The sequence below is a fragment of the Roseibium sp. MB-4 genome, from assembly GCF_053005265.1.
Genome location: NZ_JBRKQB010000001.1, coordinates 2,314,228 through 2,329,690 on the forward strand (window position 1 = coordinate 2,314,228; position 15,463 = coordinate 2,329,690).

Here is a 15,463-nt window from a genome sequence, read left to right on the forward strand (position 1 = left end):
GCGCTGATCATTTGTGAACATCTGCCCATCATTGTCCCTGATCCGCTTAGAGAGAACCAATGAAAGTTGTTCATCAACTTGATCAAGAAATTTTCTGAATCCGCCGGATCACATCAAGACATCGTAGATCATGCGAAGACCGGTGAAACCGAGAAATAGGGCAAAGATCAGTTTGAGTTTGGAAGGATCAATCGCATGCGCAATTTTCGCCCCAAGCGGCGCGGCGAAGGTTGACGCCGGTATGATCAAAAAGAACCCGATCAGGTTTACATAGCCGAGCGACAAGGGCGGAAGACCTTCCGCACCCCAGCCAAAAAAGATCGACATCAGTGTACCAGGCACCGCGATGATGAGGCCAATGGCAGCCGCGGTCCCGACCGCCTTGCGGATCGGATAATCGAACAATGTCAATGTCGGAACGCCGAGGGTCCCGCCGCCAATCCCCATCATGACCGAGATACCGCCAATGAGAAAACCAAGCAGCTCCTTGATCGGAGATCCCGGCAGTTTGTCTGCAAGTGCAGAGCCTTCTTTGCGCAGCAACATGTTGGCGGAGACCAAAAGAGCGACCACGCCGAACACCAGGGTCAGCGCACCGCCGGACATGTTGCCGGCAATCATTGCGCCTGAAATCACACCGATCGCGATCGCCCACCACCACCGCTTCAACAGGTCCATATCGACACTGCCGCGGTTGTAGTGTGCCCGCGCGGACGAAGTACCAGTTGCCAAAATAGTTGCAAGAGAGGTGCCGACCGCCACATGCATCAGGATCGCGGGATCGATCTTCAGGGCGGTGAACATGTAATAGAGCACCGGGACGATCACGATGCCGCCGCCAACGCCAAGGAGGCCTGCGATAATCCCGGCGACAAGGCCCGTCGCAAGCAACGCGCCCGCCAGCAAAGCGAGCGAAACAAAACTGAGATCTTCCACGTAGGCTCCTTGTCGTATTCCTGAGCGGATATCGGTGATCGAAAATCCCGCCGAAAGTCAAACGGTCCGCAGCGCGCACAATAGTCAGCTTGGTCAGAAACAAAAGGCCACAACTGCGTTTCCGGTTCGGCATAGATATGCATTTAAACCCCGAGCCTGGTTCGCACGGTACGACGCAACAACACTGGCACTTCTGAATTGCGCGCCATATCTTTCCGGAAGCAGCTTAAGTAGCGGAGCTGAAATGCAGTCCAAAATCCTTGCCGTATACACTTTCAATGAATTGGCTGCGCCGTTTCTTGCGGACAGGAACAAGGCCTATCGCGACGTCGAGCCTGGAGCCTTCGCGGCTGTCGAACAATGCGAGGGGTTCATCGCGCGCTCCGGGTATCGCGGCGAAGACGGACCGGCGAGCTGGGGCTCAATGGTCATGCCAAAGTGCTGGGAGAATTTGAACGGCGACGGTTGGGCCCCAGTGACCCTCTCGCTTTGGACTTCAATAGAAGCACTGATTGCGGCTACGTATCACGGCTATCATGGCCATGCGTACCGGCTCGGTCACCAATGGCATATTCGGGCAAAAGACATCCCCTCTTACGTTTTGTGGTGGGTACCCGAAGACCACAGACCAGACTGGGCAGAGGCCGTTGGAAGGTATCAAGGCCTACTGGACAATGGTCCGAGCGCGTCCGCCTTTTCCTTCAAACAGGTTTTTGATCCGGCGGGACGGCGAACGAATCCTGATGCACAAAAAGTACAGCTGCTCGCAGGGAGAATTACGCCGGCTCCGACACAAGATTGAGCACGAACTCTTGATGCTGACAGGACACACCAGTTTAGAAACACCTAATCCACGCGCAATTTTTGATTGATGTTTTGCATAACGCCTCTTTTGATGCTCACGCAAAATTGGAGATTTAATGCAGTCGCATCACCTGGCCGTATATACATTCAATCAGTTCATCGCTCCCTATCAATCGGATGCGATCAAAGGGTTTCGCGACGCCGAGCCCGGCGCGTTCGCGGAAATAGAGAACGCGAGCGGGTTCATCGCGCACTCAGGATACGAGGGCGAGGAAGGTCCGTTGAGCTGGGGACCGCAGGTGTTTCCCAAATGCTGGGACAACAGCAATGGTGACGGCTGGGCACCCTCCACCCTGTCTTTATGGGAGACGATCGAGGCCCTCATGGCGGCGACTTACCACGGACACCATGGAGACGCCTATCGGCAGGGCAGCAAATGGCACCTCGCAAGACCCTGTGTCCCGGAATATGTCTTGTGGTGGATCCCGGCTGGTCACCAGCCGGACTGGACGGAAGCGGTTAGCCGATTTGAGGATTTGATGGACAACGGCCCAAACGTCGGGGCGTTTTCGTTCAAAAAGGCCTTTGCTCCGGATGGCCAAACCGTCAAACCGGATGCGGCGCGGGTAAAAGCCATCGCCAGAGAAAACCAGGCCATCGCTGATATTGCGTGATGCCATCAGCAATCCATGTGATTGTTCAAAAAACGATGACTAATCGTTAAACACTCGGCTCATTGTATAAAACAGTACGCATGACGATCTTAGCCCCAGCAGCGCGGGACATTCCCGCCAAAGTATGAAAAGGATCGTCACCATGTCCCAGATTTATCGCGCCTCTGACGCCCGCGGCGATGCCGACTTCGGTTGGCTGAAAAGCAAACACACGTTCTCGTTCGGCTCCTACTTCGACCCGAATTACATCGGTTTCGGAGCGCTACGCGTCATCAACGAAGACCGTGTCGCACCGTCTGCCGGCTTTCCAACGCACCCGCATGAGAACATGGAGATCATCTCCTATGTTGTCTCTGGTGGGTTGGAGCACAAAGACAGCATTGGCACCGGCTCCGTCATCCGCCCCGGCGAACTGCAACGCATGACAGCCGGAACAGGCGTCCGCCACAGCGAATACAACGCGTCCGACACGGATCCCGTCCACTTCCTGCAAATCTGGATCGTACCAGAGCAGGATGGTCTCGCGCCGAGCTATGACCAAAAGGCGTTCCCGATTGAAGAGCGACAGAATGCGCTGAGGCTGATCGGGTCCCGTGATGGCCGTGAGGGATCACTCGTCATTCATCAGGACCTCGACCTTTATGGGTCGCTGCTTTCCGCCGATCGCAGTCTTGCATTTGATATCCGCCCAGGCAGAAAGGTCTGGTTGCAGGTCGTCAAGGGTGCACTGAGTGTCAACGGGCAACAACTCAACGCCGGCGACGGTCTCGGTATCCTGGAGCAAGGTGCCATCTCCTTGACCGCTCAGGAAGACGCTGAGTTCCTGCTCTTCGATTTGGCGGCGTAACCGCCCTACATCCTAGAGAAAGTCGCGTTCAAACGGATTCAGGTTTCTCTGCCACTCGGCTTTGTCCCGTGCGCGAAACCTGAAGCAGTCTGAATTCAATTGAACACGACACGCTATAAAGCGCGCGCAGAGGTACTCTGCGCGCCAATCTTCAAGGAGTTCATGATGTCGCATTCCGCCGAAATCACAATCACGCTGACGAAAGACAGCGCAAAGGGGCGCTACGTTGCAACAGTTGCCGGCATAGACGAGCCGGCAGAGCTGACCTTTTCGATTGTCAGCGATCACATGATCATCGCGGATCACACGGGCGTTCCCGACAGCATGCGCGGCATGGGCGTTGGAAAGGCGCTCGTGGAAAGGCTCGTGGCAGATGCGCGGGAGAACAGCATCAAGATCGTGCCGCTATGCCCATATGTAAATGCCCAACGGCAAAAACACCCCGAATGGGCCGACGTCTTTCAGGGCTGACCTTAATTGGATGATCCTTGTGCGGCCGCGTCCGCATCCTCCTGGATAACCACATTGGTGGGGACACCGCAGCCGCGTAAGGTATAGAGCGAATCTGTCAACAGATCGCCAGCCTGATCAAACGCGGCTGCGGTAATGTCCGGCCCCGCAGACCGAATGCCTTCCGCGGCCTGACGCAAACCAACCAGATTGGCATTCAGCTCACTGAGCTGGCCTCGAAGCGCGGCGTCCGGTTCCTCTCCGCGATCTTTCAGGCGCTGGGAAATCTCGCTCAGCCTGGCGTCCAGGTTTTCCAAACTATCCTTGAATTCAGCTGGTGTGACCTGGAGACGGGCAAGCGTTGCGCCGGTGACCGCCCCCGCAACGCGGGTTCCTGTTTCCTCAACCTTGTTCATCACGAGAAGAGCCAGCACACACGCCACAATGATCAGAAGGGCCGTTGCGTTAATCAAGGCCAGAAGCAAATTCCCCGGCAACCGGATCAATCTGCCCCATAGTCCCAGCCGTTCCTTCGCCATAAACTCACTCCCTGAAAATCTGTCGGGCGGACACGCATGTGACTGCCGCATCTCAAAAATCAGATGCAAGCTAACACGCTTCCGTTAAGGGAGTTCTGCGTCCCATCAGGATATCGAGGACAAGAATATGTGTGTGGGAGAGTAGTGGTACAGACGAGTGGATTCGAACCACCGACCTTCGGAGCCACAATCCGACGCTCTAACCAACTGAGCTACGTCTGCACAAGGTCCTTAAATTGGCACGGTGCGAAGCTTCCGTCCACCAATTTCAAGGGCGTCTTCTAACGCCGTTTTGCCGGACCGGCAAGCGTCAATTTTCAGAAATTTTTGCTTGTTGAAAAGCAAATGCCCGGAACTTTCAGCTCCGGGCACAATACGCAGTCCAGGCACCATGTGCCGATAGACTTAGTTTACCTTCATGTCTTTGAAGGTTTTTTCCATAGCTTCTTTAACCGGAGCGGAAACGTCGGTGCCCAGCTTGGTTGCCAGTTCCTGCATTTCCTTGCTCTGAGCGCTGAGGCTGTCGAACTGCTGACGTGCAAACGTGGACTGCAGCTCGATGGCTTCTGCCAGGGTCTTCACGGACATGATGTCCTTGATGAATGTGAAGGCAGCGTCGGCGTTGACTTTGGCAGCATCAACGGCCTTGTGGTTGAATTCAACAACGCCCTGACGGGAAGTTTCAAAAGTGTCTTCCATCAGATCGGTTGCATCTTCAGCAGCAGTCTTGACCTTAGCGTAGGTCTCACGTGCGCTCTCGATGCTCTTCTCGGTTGCTTCACGGAAAGCAGCCGGAACTTCCATTTTCGGCATTGCGAATGCTTCGAAATCCGGGAAAGCAGCAGCCGGTGCGGCCTTTGCTTTGGTTGCGCGGGTTTTAGAAGCTGTTTTGGTAGCAGTTGTCGTGTCAGTCATGATCTCATCTCCTAGAGTTCGGATGCGATCATTGGTGAATATGATTTCCGCCGGTCATCTCCCGACGGACCCTGTCGTCATCCGCATTCCCTACATAGGACATCTTTTGCTGCATTGCAATATTTTTTTGCAGTGCACAATAAAATTTCCGTTGCGTCTTCGGGAGTTTTTTGACCGGGTGCAGTCATGGCTAGCAATAAACGCGTCAACACATATCGCCTGAACGAGCCACGAAGAAAAGGCCGGGGACAGAGCCGACTCTGATACGATCACAAATAGTTGGGTTCGGACCAACACTGACTGGCGCAGATAACCTGCGCCAGCGTCAATCAGACACTCATAAGGGACTTAATCTTTCTGAGCGGCCTTGGTGGCGTCAGAGACAGCCTTCGTCGCGGAGTTGGAGAATTCACGAGCTTGTTCGCCAAGGGATTCCATCTGGGTCCGAAGGTAGTCCTGCTGCAGCTTCATCATGTCTTCGACATTCGATGCCTTCACCAGGTCCTGCGCGAACTTGAAGGCCGCATTCACATGCTCTTCTGCATATCCAAGCGCCTTTTTGTTGACATCTGCTGCCCCGGCCTGAACGACGTTGGCGCTCTCTTCAACATTGGTTACGGCCTTGTGGGTGGCCCCCATGAAATCATCAAAAGCCTTGCGCGCCTGGTCAACGCTCTTTTCGGCAAAGTCACGCATTTGTTCTGGCACTTCAAAGCCCGTTTTGTCAGCAGTCATCATTGCGCTCCTTGGATATCGAAAATGGATAGGACGTGATCTCGTGAGATATTTCCATGCCAAAAATTCGTAACACGCATATGGCAGTGCCGCAAATTCGCATGCGCCGATTAACCACGCCTTCATGTAACCCCTTTAGCAACCATGCTTATCGTGGACGGTGACGCTGTTTCCCGGTATTAACAGAGTGTTAACGCTGCTGAAAAATGCTGGGTTATTGCGTCGTGCGCCCGGTGCCACTTGATCCTTTGGAGCAGAGCATGGACCATCAGACCCGTACCTTTCTTGACCTGACAGGCATGACCGACCTGGTCGAGCTTGTGGCGGATCGGCGCGCTGCCTGGTTATGGTCCGCTGACGGAGGGCGGGTCTTGTGGGCGAACGCCGCTGGTGCAGCATTCTTCTCAGCAGACTCCGTTTCTGCATTAGCGAACCTGAATTCGCTCGAGCGCTCCCCGGCCCGCCCGCATATTGCGCGTATTGCAGCCTCCGGATTTGAAGATCGGTTCAGCATCGACCGGCTGCGCTTCTATCGTGGCCTGCGCGTGATGCTCCTCACCTGTCAGTGTAAAAAGGTCGTTCTTGAGGACGGATCGGCGGCAGCCCTCATCATATGCGCTGACAAAGGCTTCTCGACGACGAAAGACCCGGTCGTGAGCTTCGCTCAGCTTGTGAGCAACAGCGACGTGACTGTCTTCGTCACGGACAGAGGCATTGTCTCCGCGAACTATGGATCTTTGACCGGCACCCCAGAGGATATGGCTCCGCTGGACGGACATCACGCGGTGTTTGGTCCAATTGAACTGAACTGCTCACTGCACGAAGGCGCGCTTTTTCAGCTCTCCAAGGACCGGAAACTGATCACGTTGGACAATGAGTCGATCGAGGCACCGGAGGTTGAAGAGCCAGAAGTTGATGCAGCGCCCTTCAACATGCCTTCAGATGAAGTTGATGTCCCGGCTGACCCAGCAGGATCTGTGTGGGCTCGCGCCGATGTACTCGAGGAAGCTGCAGAAGCGCTGCCTTCCTTGGCCGTGGCAGATCCCGAAGAGGCAACTGCGGAACTACGAGACAGCCTTGAGTTGGCCACAGAGGTCTCTGCTGACCAAGCCGAGGCTGCCCAGTCACCCGCAGATGGGGACGACCGGGAACAAAAACCTGCAGATAATGCAGATGACACTGCCTTGATAGACAGCCCGCAGGCGTTGGAGGCTTCCGAAGATCTCGACGCCAGTGCCAATGATCCAGAGATCGTCCCAGCCGCGGAACATGAATCTGACTTTGTGTTCCAGCCTGGCCGGCGCCCAGTCCGTTTTGCTTGGAAGATGGACATCAACCAGCGTTTCACGTTCCTCTCTGATGAATTTGCCAACGTGGTCGGACCAGCCAGCTCGGATATTGTTGGACTGACCTGGGCCGAAGTTGCCAACCGGTTTGATCTCGACCCACGTGGAAGCATCGCAAGAGCGCTTGACCGCCGTGACACATGGAGCGGCAAAACAGTAGACTGGCCAGTCACAGACGCTGCCCTGCGCGTCCCCGTTGATATGGCGGCGCTTCCGGCTTTTGATCGGAACCGGACTTTCGAAGGCTACCGCGGGTTCGGTGTTTGCCGAGCGGCTGATGCCAAACCCGGCGCACGGATCGCAGCGCTCAGCCCGGCAATGGCAGCGTTTGATGAGCAGTTGGAAGGCGGGCACTCAGAGGCTGACGAAGAAGCTGAAGACACTCACGCATCAAATGAGTCTGAGCCGGTTGATGTTCATCATGATGTCAATGAAGGGCGTCCGGTCGAAGAAGCCGAGGGCTCAGAGACCAAAGTCTCACCGGTCCCCGCTGCAGAAGACCTGAAGCCCAAGCAACCGGACGCCTTGGCCGGAAAGATGGCAATTGGTGCGAGCGCGGCAGCGTTGGTTGGCTCTCTGTCACGTTTCTCGGACCCCACACCGAAAAGCTCTTCCGAACAAAATACACCGGGAATGGCAGAAGAAGCAGTCGGCCAGTGTGCGAGCCCATCGGAAGAGCCATTGCCGGACGAACAAACGACCATTGATGATACTGCAGAGGAGCAGAACTCGCCTCTTGAGGCTGCCATGAAAATGGACGCAGCGCTCCAACAGGGTGTGTCCGGCAATGATCTCGACCTGGAAACGCCGGAAATCGACAGCGACATTGAGAAAGTAGCTGACGAGGCCGGTGCGAATACCCTGTCAGAAGCGGTCAAATCAAGCAGTGCGGACGCGCAGGAACCAGAGATCGCAGATCTGCCGCAGAATGAAGAAGTAGAGACAGCTTGGGACGCGACGACCGCCAAAGCATCTAACGATGCGCCAGAACCTTCAGGTATTTCAGGGCCAGCCCCGCTCGACGCCTCAGAGATCGAAACAGCTGTCCGCTCGCTTCAAAAGTCATTCAAGAAAGAACGCAAACCCGCAGCGGAACAAGATCTCTTTGCGGAGGCTGAAACGGAAATCTCGGCGACAAACCCAGAAGATGAGGAAGATACGGCTGAAGAAACGGTCGCCGCCGACGGCAACAACCTCGAAGAGGCTGTCGATGATGTGGCAGATGTTGAGGCTGTTGCCGAAGTCGATGAAGCAGACGAAGCGACCTTCGATGCCGGCCTCTTGAGCACTGATCTGGAAGAAAACGAAGAGCGCGAATTTTTTGAAGAAACCGCCGCCTTTGAAGCTGAAGAACTCGCGGCCGAGTTTGAGGAAGATCTACAGGCGACCGATACGGCCGACATTCTCAAGCCAGAGCCTTCTTCCGACAATGTGATCCCGCTTGCAACGGTCAACCCGCGTGTTGTCCCGGTTGATACATCCGGCCTCTCGCGCCCGGAACGTCAGGCGTTCCGGAAGATCGCAGAAGCGCTTGGTGCCCGGCTGGAAGGGGACCTGGAAGGCTGGGATGAACCGGATGCGGATGAAGCTGATAATCGCGAAGATGATCTGCCCGACCTGCCGCCGGAGGTGCCTGAAGCTGGACCAATTGATCCGAGCCTTTTGGATAGGCTGCCAATCGGTATCGCCATCGCACATGACCGGGACGTCCTTTATGCGAACAAGGCACTCCTGAGCATCTTGGGATACCGATCGATCCGTGAATTGAGTGAAGCAGGCGGCCTGGAAGCGCTTTTCATTGACGAAGCCGAAGACCTCCCCGATGCCGACGGCATGGAAGGCGAAGTCGACGAGACCATGAAAGTCAGGCTCGCGGATGGCGGCGTACGCTCGGTAGATGCCCACATGCATTCCGTACCTTGGAACGGAAGCCGCGGGCTCATGATTTCGATCACCGAACGGACCAACAAGCCTGCACCGGCGGCTTCAGAAGGAACAGCGCCCAATTTCTTCAAGGAAGTCCGCAGCGAACTGGACGGCGCCCGGACGCAAATTTCCGAGATGGAAACCATCCTCGAAACGGCCACCGACGGCGTTCTTGTGCTGGATGAGCATGGCACGATCTTGAAGGTCAACGGATCCGCGGAAGCCCTATTTAGCGCGAGCCGCGGCGAGATGATTGGTTCTCCGTTCATTGAGTTCCTGGCACCGGAGAGCCACCGTTCCGCCGAAGATTATCTCGACGGCCTGGCGCGCAACGGCGTTGCCAGCATTTTGAATGATGGCCGGGAAGTCTTGGGCAAAGTGCCAACTGGAGGTCTGATCCCGCTGTTCATGACAATGGGCCGGATCGGCGACAAGGACGACACAAAATTCTGCGTGGTCCTGCGTGACATCACTCAATGGAAAACCGCGGAAGAAGAGCTCACGCAAGCCAAGCGTCAGGCCGAAAACGCCAGCTCCCAGAAATCCGACTTTCTAGCCAAGATCAGCCACGAAATCCGGACGCCACTCAACGCCATTATTGGCTTCTCCGAAGTCATGATGGAAGAACGCTTCGGCCCGATCGGCAACGACCGTTACAAGGACTACCTGAAGGACATTCGGACTTCGGGCTCACATATCATGAGCCTGATCAATGATCTTCTGGATCTTTCCAAGATCGAGGCCGGCAAACAGGATCTTAAATTCTCAGCCGTTTCCGCCAACGACATCATCAATGAGTGCGTGGCACTCATGCAGCCGCAAGCGAACCGGGAACGGGTCATCATTCGGGCCAGCCTGCCGGATGCGGTGCCGAATATTGTGGCCGATCCGCGTTCCTTGCGTCAGATCGTGTTGAACCTGCTTTCCAACGGGATCAAGTACAACAAGTCCGGTGGACAAGTGATTTTGTCGACCACACTGGAACCAAATGGCGAAGTCTCCATCCGTGTCCGTGACACCGGTTCGGGGATGAACCCAAAGCAACTCGCCGCTGCGTTGGAACCGTTCCGCCAGGTTCATACGGCCCGCCGTGGCGGCGGTACCGGCTTGGGCTTGCCATTGACCAAGGCATTGGCGGAAGCCAACCGGGCTCAGTTCCATATTGATTCCACGCCGGATCAGGGGACGCTGGTCGAGATCACATTTCCGACCGAACGGGTGCTGTCAGAATGACACGCCCAAGGGGCCTAAGCATAACTTGACCTTTTGGCTCTTATTTGCCAGTTAACACCACGGGTATTGGCATCGTGAGAGGCTTCGGCTCCTAGAAACCAATGCTGCGTGAACCGGCATTCCCGAAAAGGTTGGCCAGGTTCACGTAACGAAATAGCTTTCCGGCTGAGGTTAGATCCTGTCCAGTTCCACATTCAGCTTCAGTTTGTCGGCGACGAAGTGGTTCAGAACACGGTCTGCCATGGGCAGCCGAACGCTGATCATCTGCACAATTGTCATCGGAGCAATGTGCCTGTTGCCGATGGTTGCGGTCGCAATTGCAGCGGCGCTCGGCTCCTTCGATACCCTGTCTCACCTGATCGACACCGTGCTGCTTCGTTACACGCTGACCACACTTGCCCTTATGGTGCTCGTGGCCATCTTTACCGCAATCATCGGGACTGGCACGGCCTGGCTTGTGACCATGACACGGTTTCCAGGGGTTCGCTTCTTTGAGATCTCACTGGCCCTTCCCTTCGCCTTTCCGGCCTATGTCATGGGCTATGCCTATACCGACTTTCTGGATCATCCAGGCGCGGTCCAGACCTTGTTGCGCGATGTCACCGGATGGGGACCGCGGGACTACTGGTTCCCGGAAATTAGGAGCGTAGAAGGGGCGGCGCTGATGCTGACCCTGGTGCTCTATCCTTATGTCTATCTCTTGGCCCGCACAGCCTTCTTACAGGAATCCGCAACCGCGACGCTCGCAGCCCGGTCCCTTGGCCGCGGCCCGTGGGGCGCCTTCTGGACTGTTTCCCTGCCGATGGCACGTCCGGCAATCGCCGGCGGCGTGCTTTTGGCAGTGATGGAGACCATAGCCGACTTCGGAACCGTCAGCTATTTCGGGATTCAGACGTTTGCGACCGGCATCTATACGAGTTGGTTTTCCCTTGCAGACCGCGGAGGCGCAGCGCAATTGGCGCTGTGTCTGCTGACATTCGCCTTGTTCATCGCGATCCTGGAACGAATGCAGCGCGGCGCTTCGAAACACCATAACGCCGGCAAACGGATCGAACGCGTGCCACCAACGCAGCTGACTGGCTGGGCAAAAATTGGAGCTATGACCGCTTGCGGTGCGCCAGTGTTTTTCGGTTTCATATTGCCATTGGTGCTCCTGTTCGAAATGAGCTTCGCCTCCGAGCAGGACCTGTTTTCCAGCAGATACATCGGTTTCATAGCAAACTCGATCATTTTGGCCGGTGTTGCCTCTGTCGTTACAGTTCTTGCGGCCATGCTGGTGGCGTTCAACCTGCGCCTTAATCCCGGCAGGCTCTCGCTTTCAGCCGCGCATGTCAGCCGGATTGGCTATGCGGTTCCCGGGGGCGTCATTGCTGTCGGCCTGCTTGTTCCGTTTGCCGCATTGGACAATGGCATCGACGGTTTGATGCGCAACTGGTTCGACCTATCGACCGGACTCTTGTTCACTGGCACGATCACTGTGCTCGTCATGGCCTATATGGTCCGCTTCATGGCCGCGGCCCTCAACACGGTCGAAGCCGGACTGTCAACGATACACCCGACGACCGATGCCGTTGCCCGGACGCTTGGACGGTCTCCGATGACCATGCTCTGGAGCGTCCACTTCCCAATTCTGCGACCGACTGTCTTCACAGCAATGCTGATCGTTTTTGTGGATGTGATGAAGGAGCTGCCCGCGACCCTCATCATGCGGCCCTTCAACTTCGACACGCTTGCCGTTCAGGCCTATAGGCTGGCATCCGATGAGCGCTTGTCAGGTGCCGCGGTGCCGTCGCTGGTGATCGTTGCTGTCGGATTGCTCCCTGTCATTCTGCTTTGTAAAGCACTGGCTAGGCGCCCGGGCCGCCAATCAAGCCGGCCCACAGCGGTCTAGTCTTCTCTGTTTCCATGTTCGCCCGCACGCTTGTTTCAAGCGCTATGATCGGGAACCACGAAGGCCATCCGTCTCTCCCTTGCAGTTAACAGAAAACCCCTCCGCGCGACTGCGCGAAGGGGGCTTTTGGAGTGTTCTGCTTTGTGCTAGCGAACCAGTTACTTCCAGCCAGCTTCGTTGAGGAGCTTCTGAGCCGCGGGGACGTTTTCTGCGATTGCAGATGCATCCACATCATCCGGCTTGAAGAAACCAAGCTGAGCAACAGACGGGCTGATGCCAACGCCCGGGACAGCTGGATACTCGTCGTTACCGGCAGAGAAGTACTGCTGTGCCTGATCAGATGCCAGATACTCGAGGAACTTGATGGCGTTCTCCTTGTTCGGGGCGTGCTTGGCAACACCGCCACCGGACAAGTTCATGTGCGCACCGATCGTGTCCTGGTTCGGGAAGACCCAGCCGATTTTCGCAACATCGTCAGACAGACCCTTGACCGGCTTGCGAAGCGCACGGCCGAAGTAATAGGTGTTGGACATGGCGATCGCGCACTCACCGGACACAATGCCGCGCAGCTGATCAGTGTCGCCGCCTTGCGGATCGCGGGCAAAGTTGCCCACAACTGCTGTTGCCCAGTCTTTCACGGCTTCTTCACCCAGGTGCTCAATCAGAGCGGCCGTGATGGTCTGCGTGTAAACGTTGGACGATGAGCGGATACAGATCATGCCTTTGTATTTCGGATCTGCCAGATCCTGATAGGTCCGCGGCGGCTCAGCAACTTTCTCCTTGTCGTAGAAGATGATGCGCGCGCGCTGAGAGAAGCCGAACCACTGATTGTCATCGTCCTGCACATAACCCGGCAGGCGCTGTTCCAGAACAGGAGACTCGACGGACTGAAGAAGGCCCATGCCCTTCGCACGCTCAAGTCGTGACGTGTCGACAGTCAAAAGAATGTCGGCCGGGCTGTTTTGGCCCTCGGCTTCCATGCGGGTCAGCAGTTCATCCGCTTTACCTTCGATGCGGTTGATCTTGATGCCGCTCTGTTCTTCGAAATCAGAGTACAGACGCTCGTCTGTATCGTAATGACGCGAAGAATAGAGGTTCAGCTCACCGGTCGCCAAGGCAAGCGGGGATGATGCGATCAACAACGCAGCAGCCAGACCGGCGCGGGATACTGTTGAACGGAATGAAGGCATTTGGGCACTCCCTGTTATTTCGTTAGGACAAAACATGACCTGCGCTCTCAAGTATAGAAATCTGAGGCTGGGTCAAGTAAAATCGGAACCTAACATTCCAGTTTTTGAATTCCGCGTTGAAACCAGGTTTGAAGGATCTACCGGGCACCTCTCCCTCGCTTCCGGTTTGCCAGCAGGAGCAAATGACTGCACAGGTGCCTAGCGCATGTTTCCCGCGCCCTACGCCCTAATATGCACGAAGAATGCACATTACCCCGATCAGTGTCCTCAAATGCACGGTTCCCGCAGAACAAATCGTTTATGAGTAAGCTGATATTTCATGAGGAGTACGACCGGTGACGACAAAGCTGCACGTCTATCAATCCATTGCCAGAGCGATCAAAGATCATGGAGTTGAGACCATGTTCGGCCTGATGGGCGATGCCAATCTATTCATGGTCGACAGCTTTGTGCGGGATTGCGGTGGCCGCTTCGTTCCAGCTGCTCACGAAGGCAGTTCGGTTCTCATGGCACTCGCCTACACCCATGTGAGCGGATCCGTTGGTATTGCAACGGTAACGCACGGCCCCGCGCTTACGAATTGTCTTACTGCGATCACGGAAGGTGTCCGCGGCCACTTACCAATCGTTTTGTTTGCCGGGGACACGCCTGCTGAGAATCCTCGGCACTTGCAAGGCATTGACCAGCGCGAACTAATCAAGGCAACGGGCGCAGGTTTTGAGCAGCTGCGCACACCGGAGACGGTCGCCAAGGATGTCGCGCGGGCCTTCTACCGCGCTCAGGTGGAACGCCGTCCGATCGTCTTGAACATGCCGGCAGATTTCATGTGGCAGGAAGCTGCTTATGAAAAGCACATCCTGGACGTCTTCACCGCTCCGGGCGGTGTTGCCGAAGGCGGCATTCTGGATGAGGCGATTGGCATGATCGCATCGGCACGCCGTCCAATGATCCTCGCCGGCGGTGGGGCCATTGATGCACGGAACCAATTGATCAAACTTGCCGACCGGCTGGAAGCCCCGCTTGCAACGACCTTGAAAGCGAAGGGCCTCTTCAAGGACCATCCCCACAACATCGATATCTTCGGAACACTCTCAACGCCGGCAGCCTACGATCTGATTGCACAAACAGACTGCATTGTCTGTTTCGGCACCGGCCTCCACGACTTCACGACGGACCGCGGCAAGCTGATGAAAGACAAGCGGATTGTTCAGGTGGATGTCGAACCCACCGCCATCGGCGGCGCGCTTCACCCGGACGCTGCGCTTCTTGCAGATGCTGGTTTGACCGCCGAAACGATCTTGTATTGGCTTAACGAGGCAGAAATTCCGGCGAGCGGTTTCACCCGCGAACTCGACACCGCTTCGCTGACCGCCCATCCGGTGGATAAGAAAACAACGGCAGACGGCTTCGTCAATTATGTCGGCGCCCTGGAGCGGTTTGAAGAGGCGCTTCCAGAAGACCGCATACTTGTGACCGATGGCGGGCGTTTCATGACAGAAGTCTGGTGCCGCATCTCCGCCCCGGATCCGAAGAGTTTCGTGAACACGGCCAATTTCGGTTCCATTGGCCTTGGCCTTCAGGAAGCCATTGGTGCAGGGGTCGCGGCTCCCGACCGGCCGGTTGTGCTGTTTACCGGCGATGGCGGCTTCATGATGGGCGGCATCAACGAATTCAACACGGCCGTTCGCCTCGGGCTGGACCTTATCATCATCGTGGCAAACGACTCTGCCTATGGCGCTGAACACATCCAGTTCCTCGATCGTCAAATGGACCCAAGCCTTACGACATTCCAGTGGCCGTCCTTCGCCGAGGTCGCGACTTCGCTTGGCGGAACGGGCGTTGAAGTCCGGTCGGATGACGAGCTTCAAACAGCGCTGAATGCATTGGAAAACCGCAAGGGACCAGTCCTGATCGAGTTGCGGCTTGACCCGCATGACGTGCCCCGTATGCGCATCTGATTGCACATCCATTTCAGGC

Annotated in this window: 12 protein-coding genes and 1 tRNA gene; 7 read left to right on the forward strand and 6 right to left on the reverse strand. The window is 56.1% G+C overall.

Going from position 1 to position 15,463, the window contains the following annotated elements; translation table 11 throughout:
• Nucleotides 1-108: 108 nt before the first annotated feature.
• Nucleotides 109-936, reverse strand: coding sequence for a sulfite exporter TauE/SafE family protein (locus ACVDG4_RS10720; protein ID WP_447235029.1), 828 nt, complete (start codon nucleotides 934-936; stop codon nucleotides 109-111).
• A 244-nt stretch (nucleotides 937-1,180) separates the two neighbouring features.
• Between ACVDG4_RS10720 and ACVDG4_RS10725 the strand changes: the two genes are divergently transcribed.
• From ACVDG4_RS10725 to ACVDG4_RS10740, 4 genes are all read left to right on the forward strand, one after another.
• Nucleotides 1,181-1,738: a DUF3291 domain-containing protein gene (locus ACVDG4_RS10725; RefSeq protein WP_447235030.1), complete on the forward strand. Its 558-nt coding sequence runs from the start codon at nucleotides 1,181-1,183 to the stop codon at nucleotides 1,736-1,738.
• Between the two features lie 118 nt (nucleotides 1,739-1,856).
• The gene (locus ACVDG4_RS10730) at nucleotides 1,857-2,414 is read left to right on the forward strand and encodes a DUF3291 domain-containing protein (protein WP_447235031.1); all 558 of its coding nucleotides are present in this window, start codon (nucleotides 1,857-1,859) and stop codon (nucleotides 2,412-2,414) included.
• A 142-nt stretch (nucleotides 2,415-2,556) separates the two neighbouring features.
• Nucleotides 2,557-3,261, forward strand: a complete 705-nt coding sequence (locus ACVDG4_RS10735) for a pirin family protein (protein ID WP_447235032.1) — start codon at nucleotides 2,557-2,559, stop codon at nucleotides 3,259-3,261.
• 165 nt (nucleotides 3,262-3,426) lie between these two features.
• Nucleotides 3,427-3,732, forward strand: coding sequence for a GNAT family N-acetyltransferase (locus tag ACVDG4_RS10740; RefSeq protein ID WP_447235033.1), 306 nt, complete (start codon nucleotides 3,427-3,429; stop codon nucleotides 3,730-3,732).
• A gap of 2 nt (nucleotides 3,733-3,734) precedes the next feature.
• Here the strand turns inward: ACVDG4_RS10740 and ACVDG4_RS10745 are convergent, their stop codons facing one another.
• The 4 genes from ACVDG4_RS10745 to ACVDG4_RS10760 form a co-directional block, all read right to left on the reverse strand.
• Complete coding sequence (locus ACVDG4_RS10745) at nucleotides 3,735-4,250, reverse strand: hypothetical protein (protein WP_447235034.1); 516 nt, start codon at nucleotides 4,248-4,250, stop codon at nucleotides 3,735-3,737.
• Between the two features lie 145 nt (nucleotides 4,251-4,395).
• A tRNA-His gene (locus ACVDG4_RS10750) sits at nucleotides 4,396-4,472 on the reverse strand.
• 183 nt (nucleotides 4,473-4,655) lie between these two features.
• Nucleotides 4,656-5,165 (reverse strand): phasin family protein, encoded by a 510-nt coding sequence (locus ACVDG4_RS10755; protein WP_133948534.1) that lies wholly within the window; start codon nucleotides 5,163-5,165, stop codon nucleotides 4,656-4,658.
• Nucleotides 5,166-5,513: 348 nt separating this feature from the next.
• Nucleotides 5,514-5,903 carry a phasin gene (locus ACVDG4_RS10760; RefSeq protein WP_133948536.1) on the reverse strand — a complete coding sequence of 130 codons (390 nt, stop codon included), beginning with the start codon at nucleotides 5,901-5,903 and terminating at the stop codon, nucleotides 5,514-5,516.
• Nucleotides 5,904-6,160: 257 nt separating this feature from the next.
• Between ACVDG4_RS10760 and ACVDG4_RS10765 the strand changes: the two genes are divergently transcribed.
• Complete coding sequence (locus tag ACVDG4_RS10765; RefSeq protein ID WP_447235035.1) at nucleotides 6,161-10,405, forward strand: PAS domain-containing sensor histidine kinase; 4,245 nt, start codon at nucleotides 6,161-6,163, stop codon at nucleotides 10,403-10,405.
• Between the two features lie 241 nt (nucleotides 10,406-10,646).
• Nucleotides 10,647-12,296, forward strand: coding sequence for an ABC transporter permease (locus tag ACVDG4_RS10770; protein WP_447235036.1), 1,650 nt, complete (start codon nucleotides 10,647-10,649; stop codon nucleotides 12,294-12,296).
• A gap of 158 nt (nucleotides 12,297-12,454) precedes the next feature.
• Here the strand turns inward: ACVDG4_RS10770 and ACVDG4_RS10775 are convergent, their stop codons facing one another.
• Nucleotides 12,455-13,486 carry a Fe(3+) ABC transporter substrate-binding protein gene (locus tag ACVDG4_RS10775; RefSeq protein ID WP_208326700.1) on the reverse strand — a complete coding sequence of 344 codons (1,032 nt, stop codon included), beginning with the start codon at nucleotides 13,484-13,486 and terminating at the stop codon, nucleotides 12,455-12,457.
• A 335-nt stretch (nucleotides 13,487-13,821) separates the two neighbouring features.
• On the opposite strand from ACVDG4_RS10775, the gene ACVDG4_RS10780 reads away from it, so the two are divergent.
• Nucleotides 13,822-15,444: a thiamine pyrophosphate-binding protein gene (locus tag ACVDG4_RS10780; RefSeq protein WP_447235037.1), complete on the forward strand. Its 1,623-nt coding sequence runs from the start codon at nucleotides 13,822-13,824 to the stop codon at nucleotides 15,442-15,444.
• Nucleotides 15,445-15,463 lie beyond the last annotated feature (19 nt).

What these genes read in the sequence shown, in the direction of transcription:
- ACVDG4_RS10765 (WP_447235035.1), top strand. Translation starts at nt 6,161, where the DNA reads ATGGACCATCAGACCCGTACCTTTCTTGACCTGACAGGCATGACCGAC.
- ACVDG4_RS10735 (WP_447235032.1), top strand. Translation starts at nt 2,557, where the DNA reads ATGTCCCAGATTTATCGCGCCTCTGACGCCCGCGGCGATGCCGACTTC.
- ACVDG4_RS10770 (WP_447235036.1), top strand. Translation starts at nt 10,647, where the DNA reads ATGGGCAGCCGAACGCTGATCATCTGCACAATTGTCATCGGAGCAATG.
- ACVDG4_RS10745 (WP_447235034.1), bottom strand. Translation starts at nt 4,250, where the DNA reads ATGGCGAAGGAACGGCTGGGACTATGGGGCAGATTGATCCGGTTGCCG.
- ACVDG4_RS10725 (WP_447235030.1), top strand. Translation starts at nt 1,181, where the DNA reads ATGCAGTCCAAAATCCTTGCCGTATACACTTTCAATGAATTGGCTGCG.
- ACVDG4_RS10755 (WP_133948534.1), bottom strand. Translation starts at nt 5,165, where the DNA reads ATGACTGACACGACAACTGCTACCAAAACAGCTTCTAAAACCCGCGCA.
- ACVDG4_RS10775 (WP_208326700.1), bottom strand. Translation starts at nt 13,486, where the DNA reads ATGCCTTCATTCCGTTCAACAGTATCCCGCGCCGGTCTGGCTGCTGCG.
- ACVDG4_RS10760 (WP_133948536.1), bottom strand. Translation starts at nt 5,903, where the DNA reads ATGATGACTGCTGACAAAACGGGCTTTGAAGTGCCAGAACAAATGCGT.
- ACVDG4_RS10730 (WP_447235031.1), top strand. Translation starts at nt 1,857, where the DNA reads ATGCAGTCGCATCACCTGGCCGTATATACATTCAATCAGTTCATCGCT.
- ACVDG4_RS10740 (WP_447235033.1), top strand. Translation starts at nt 3,427, where the DNA reads ATGTCGCATTCCGCCGAAATCACAATCACGCTGACGAAAGACAGCGCA.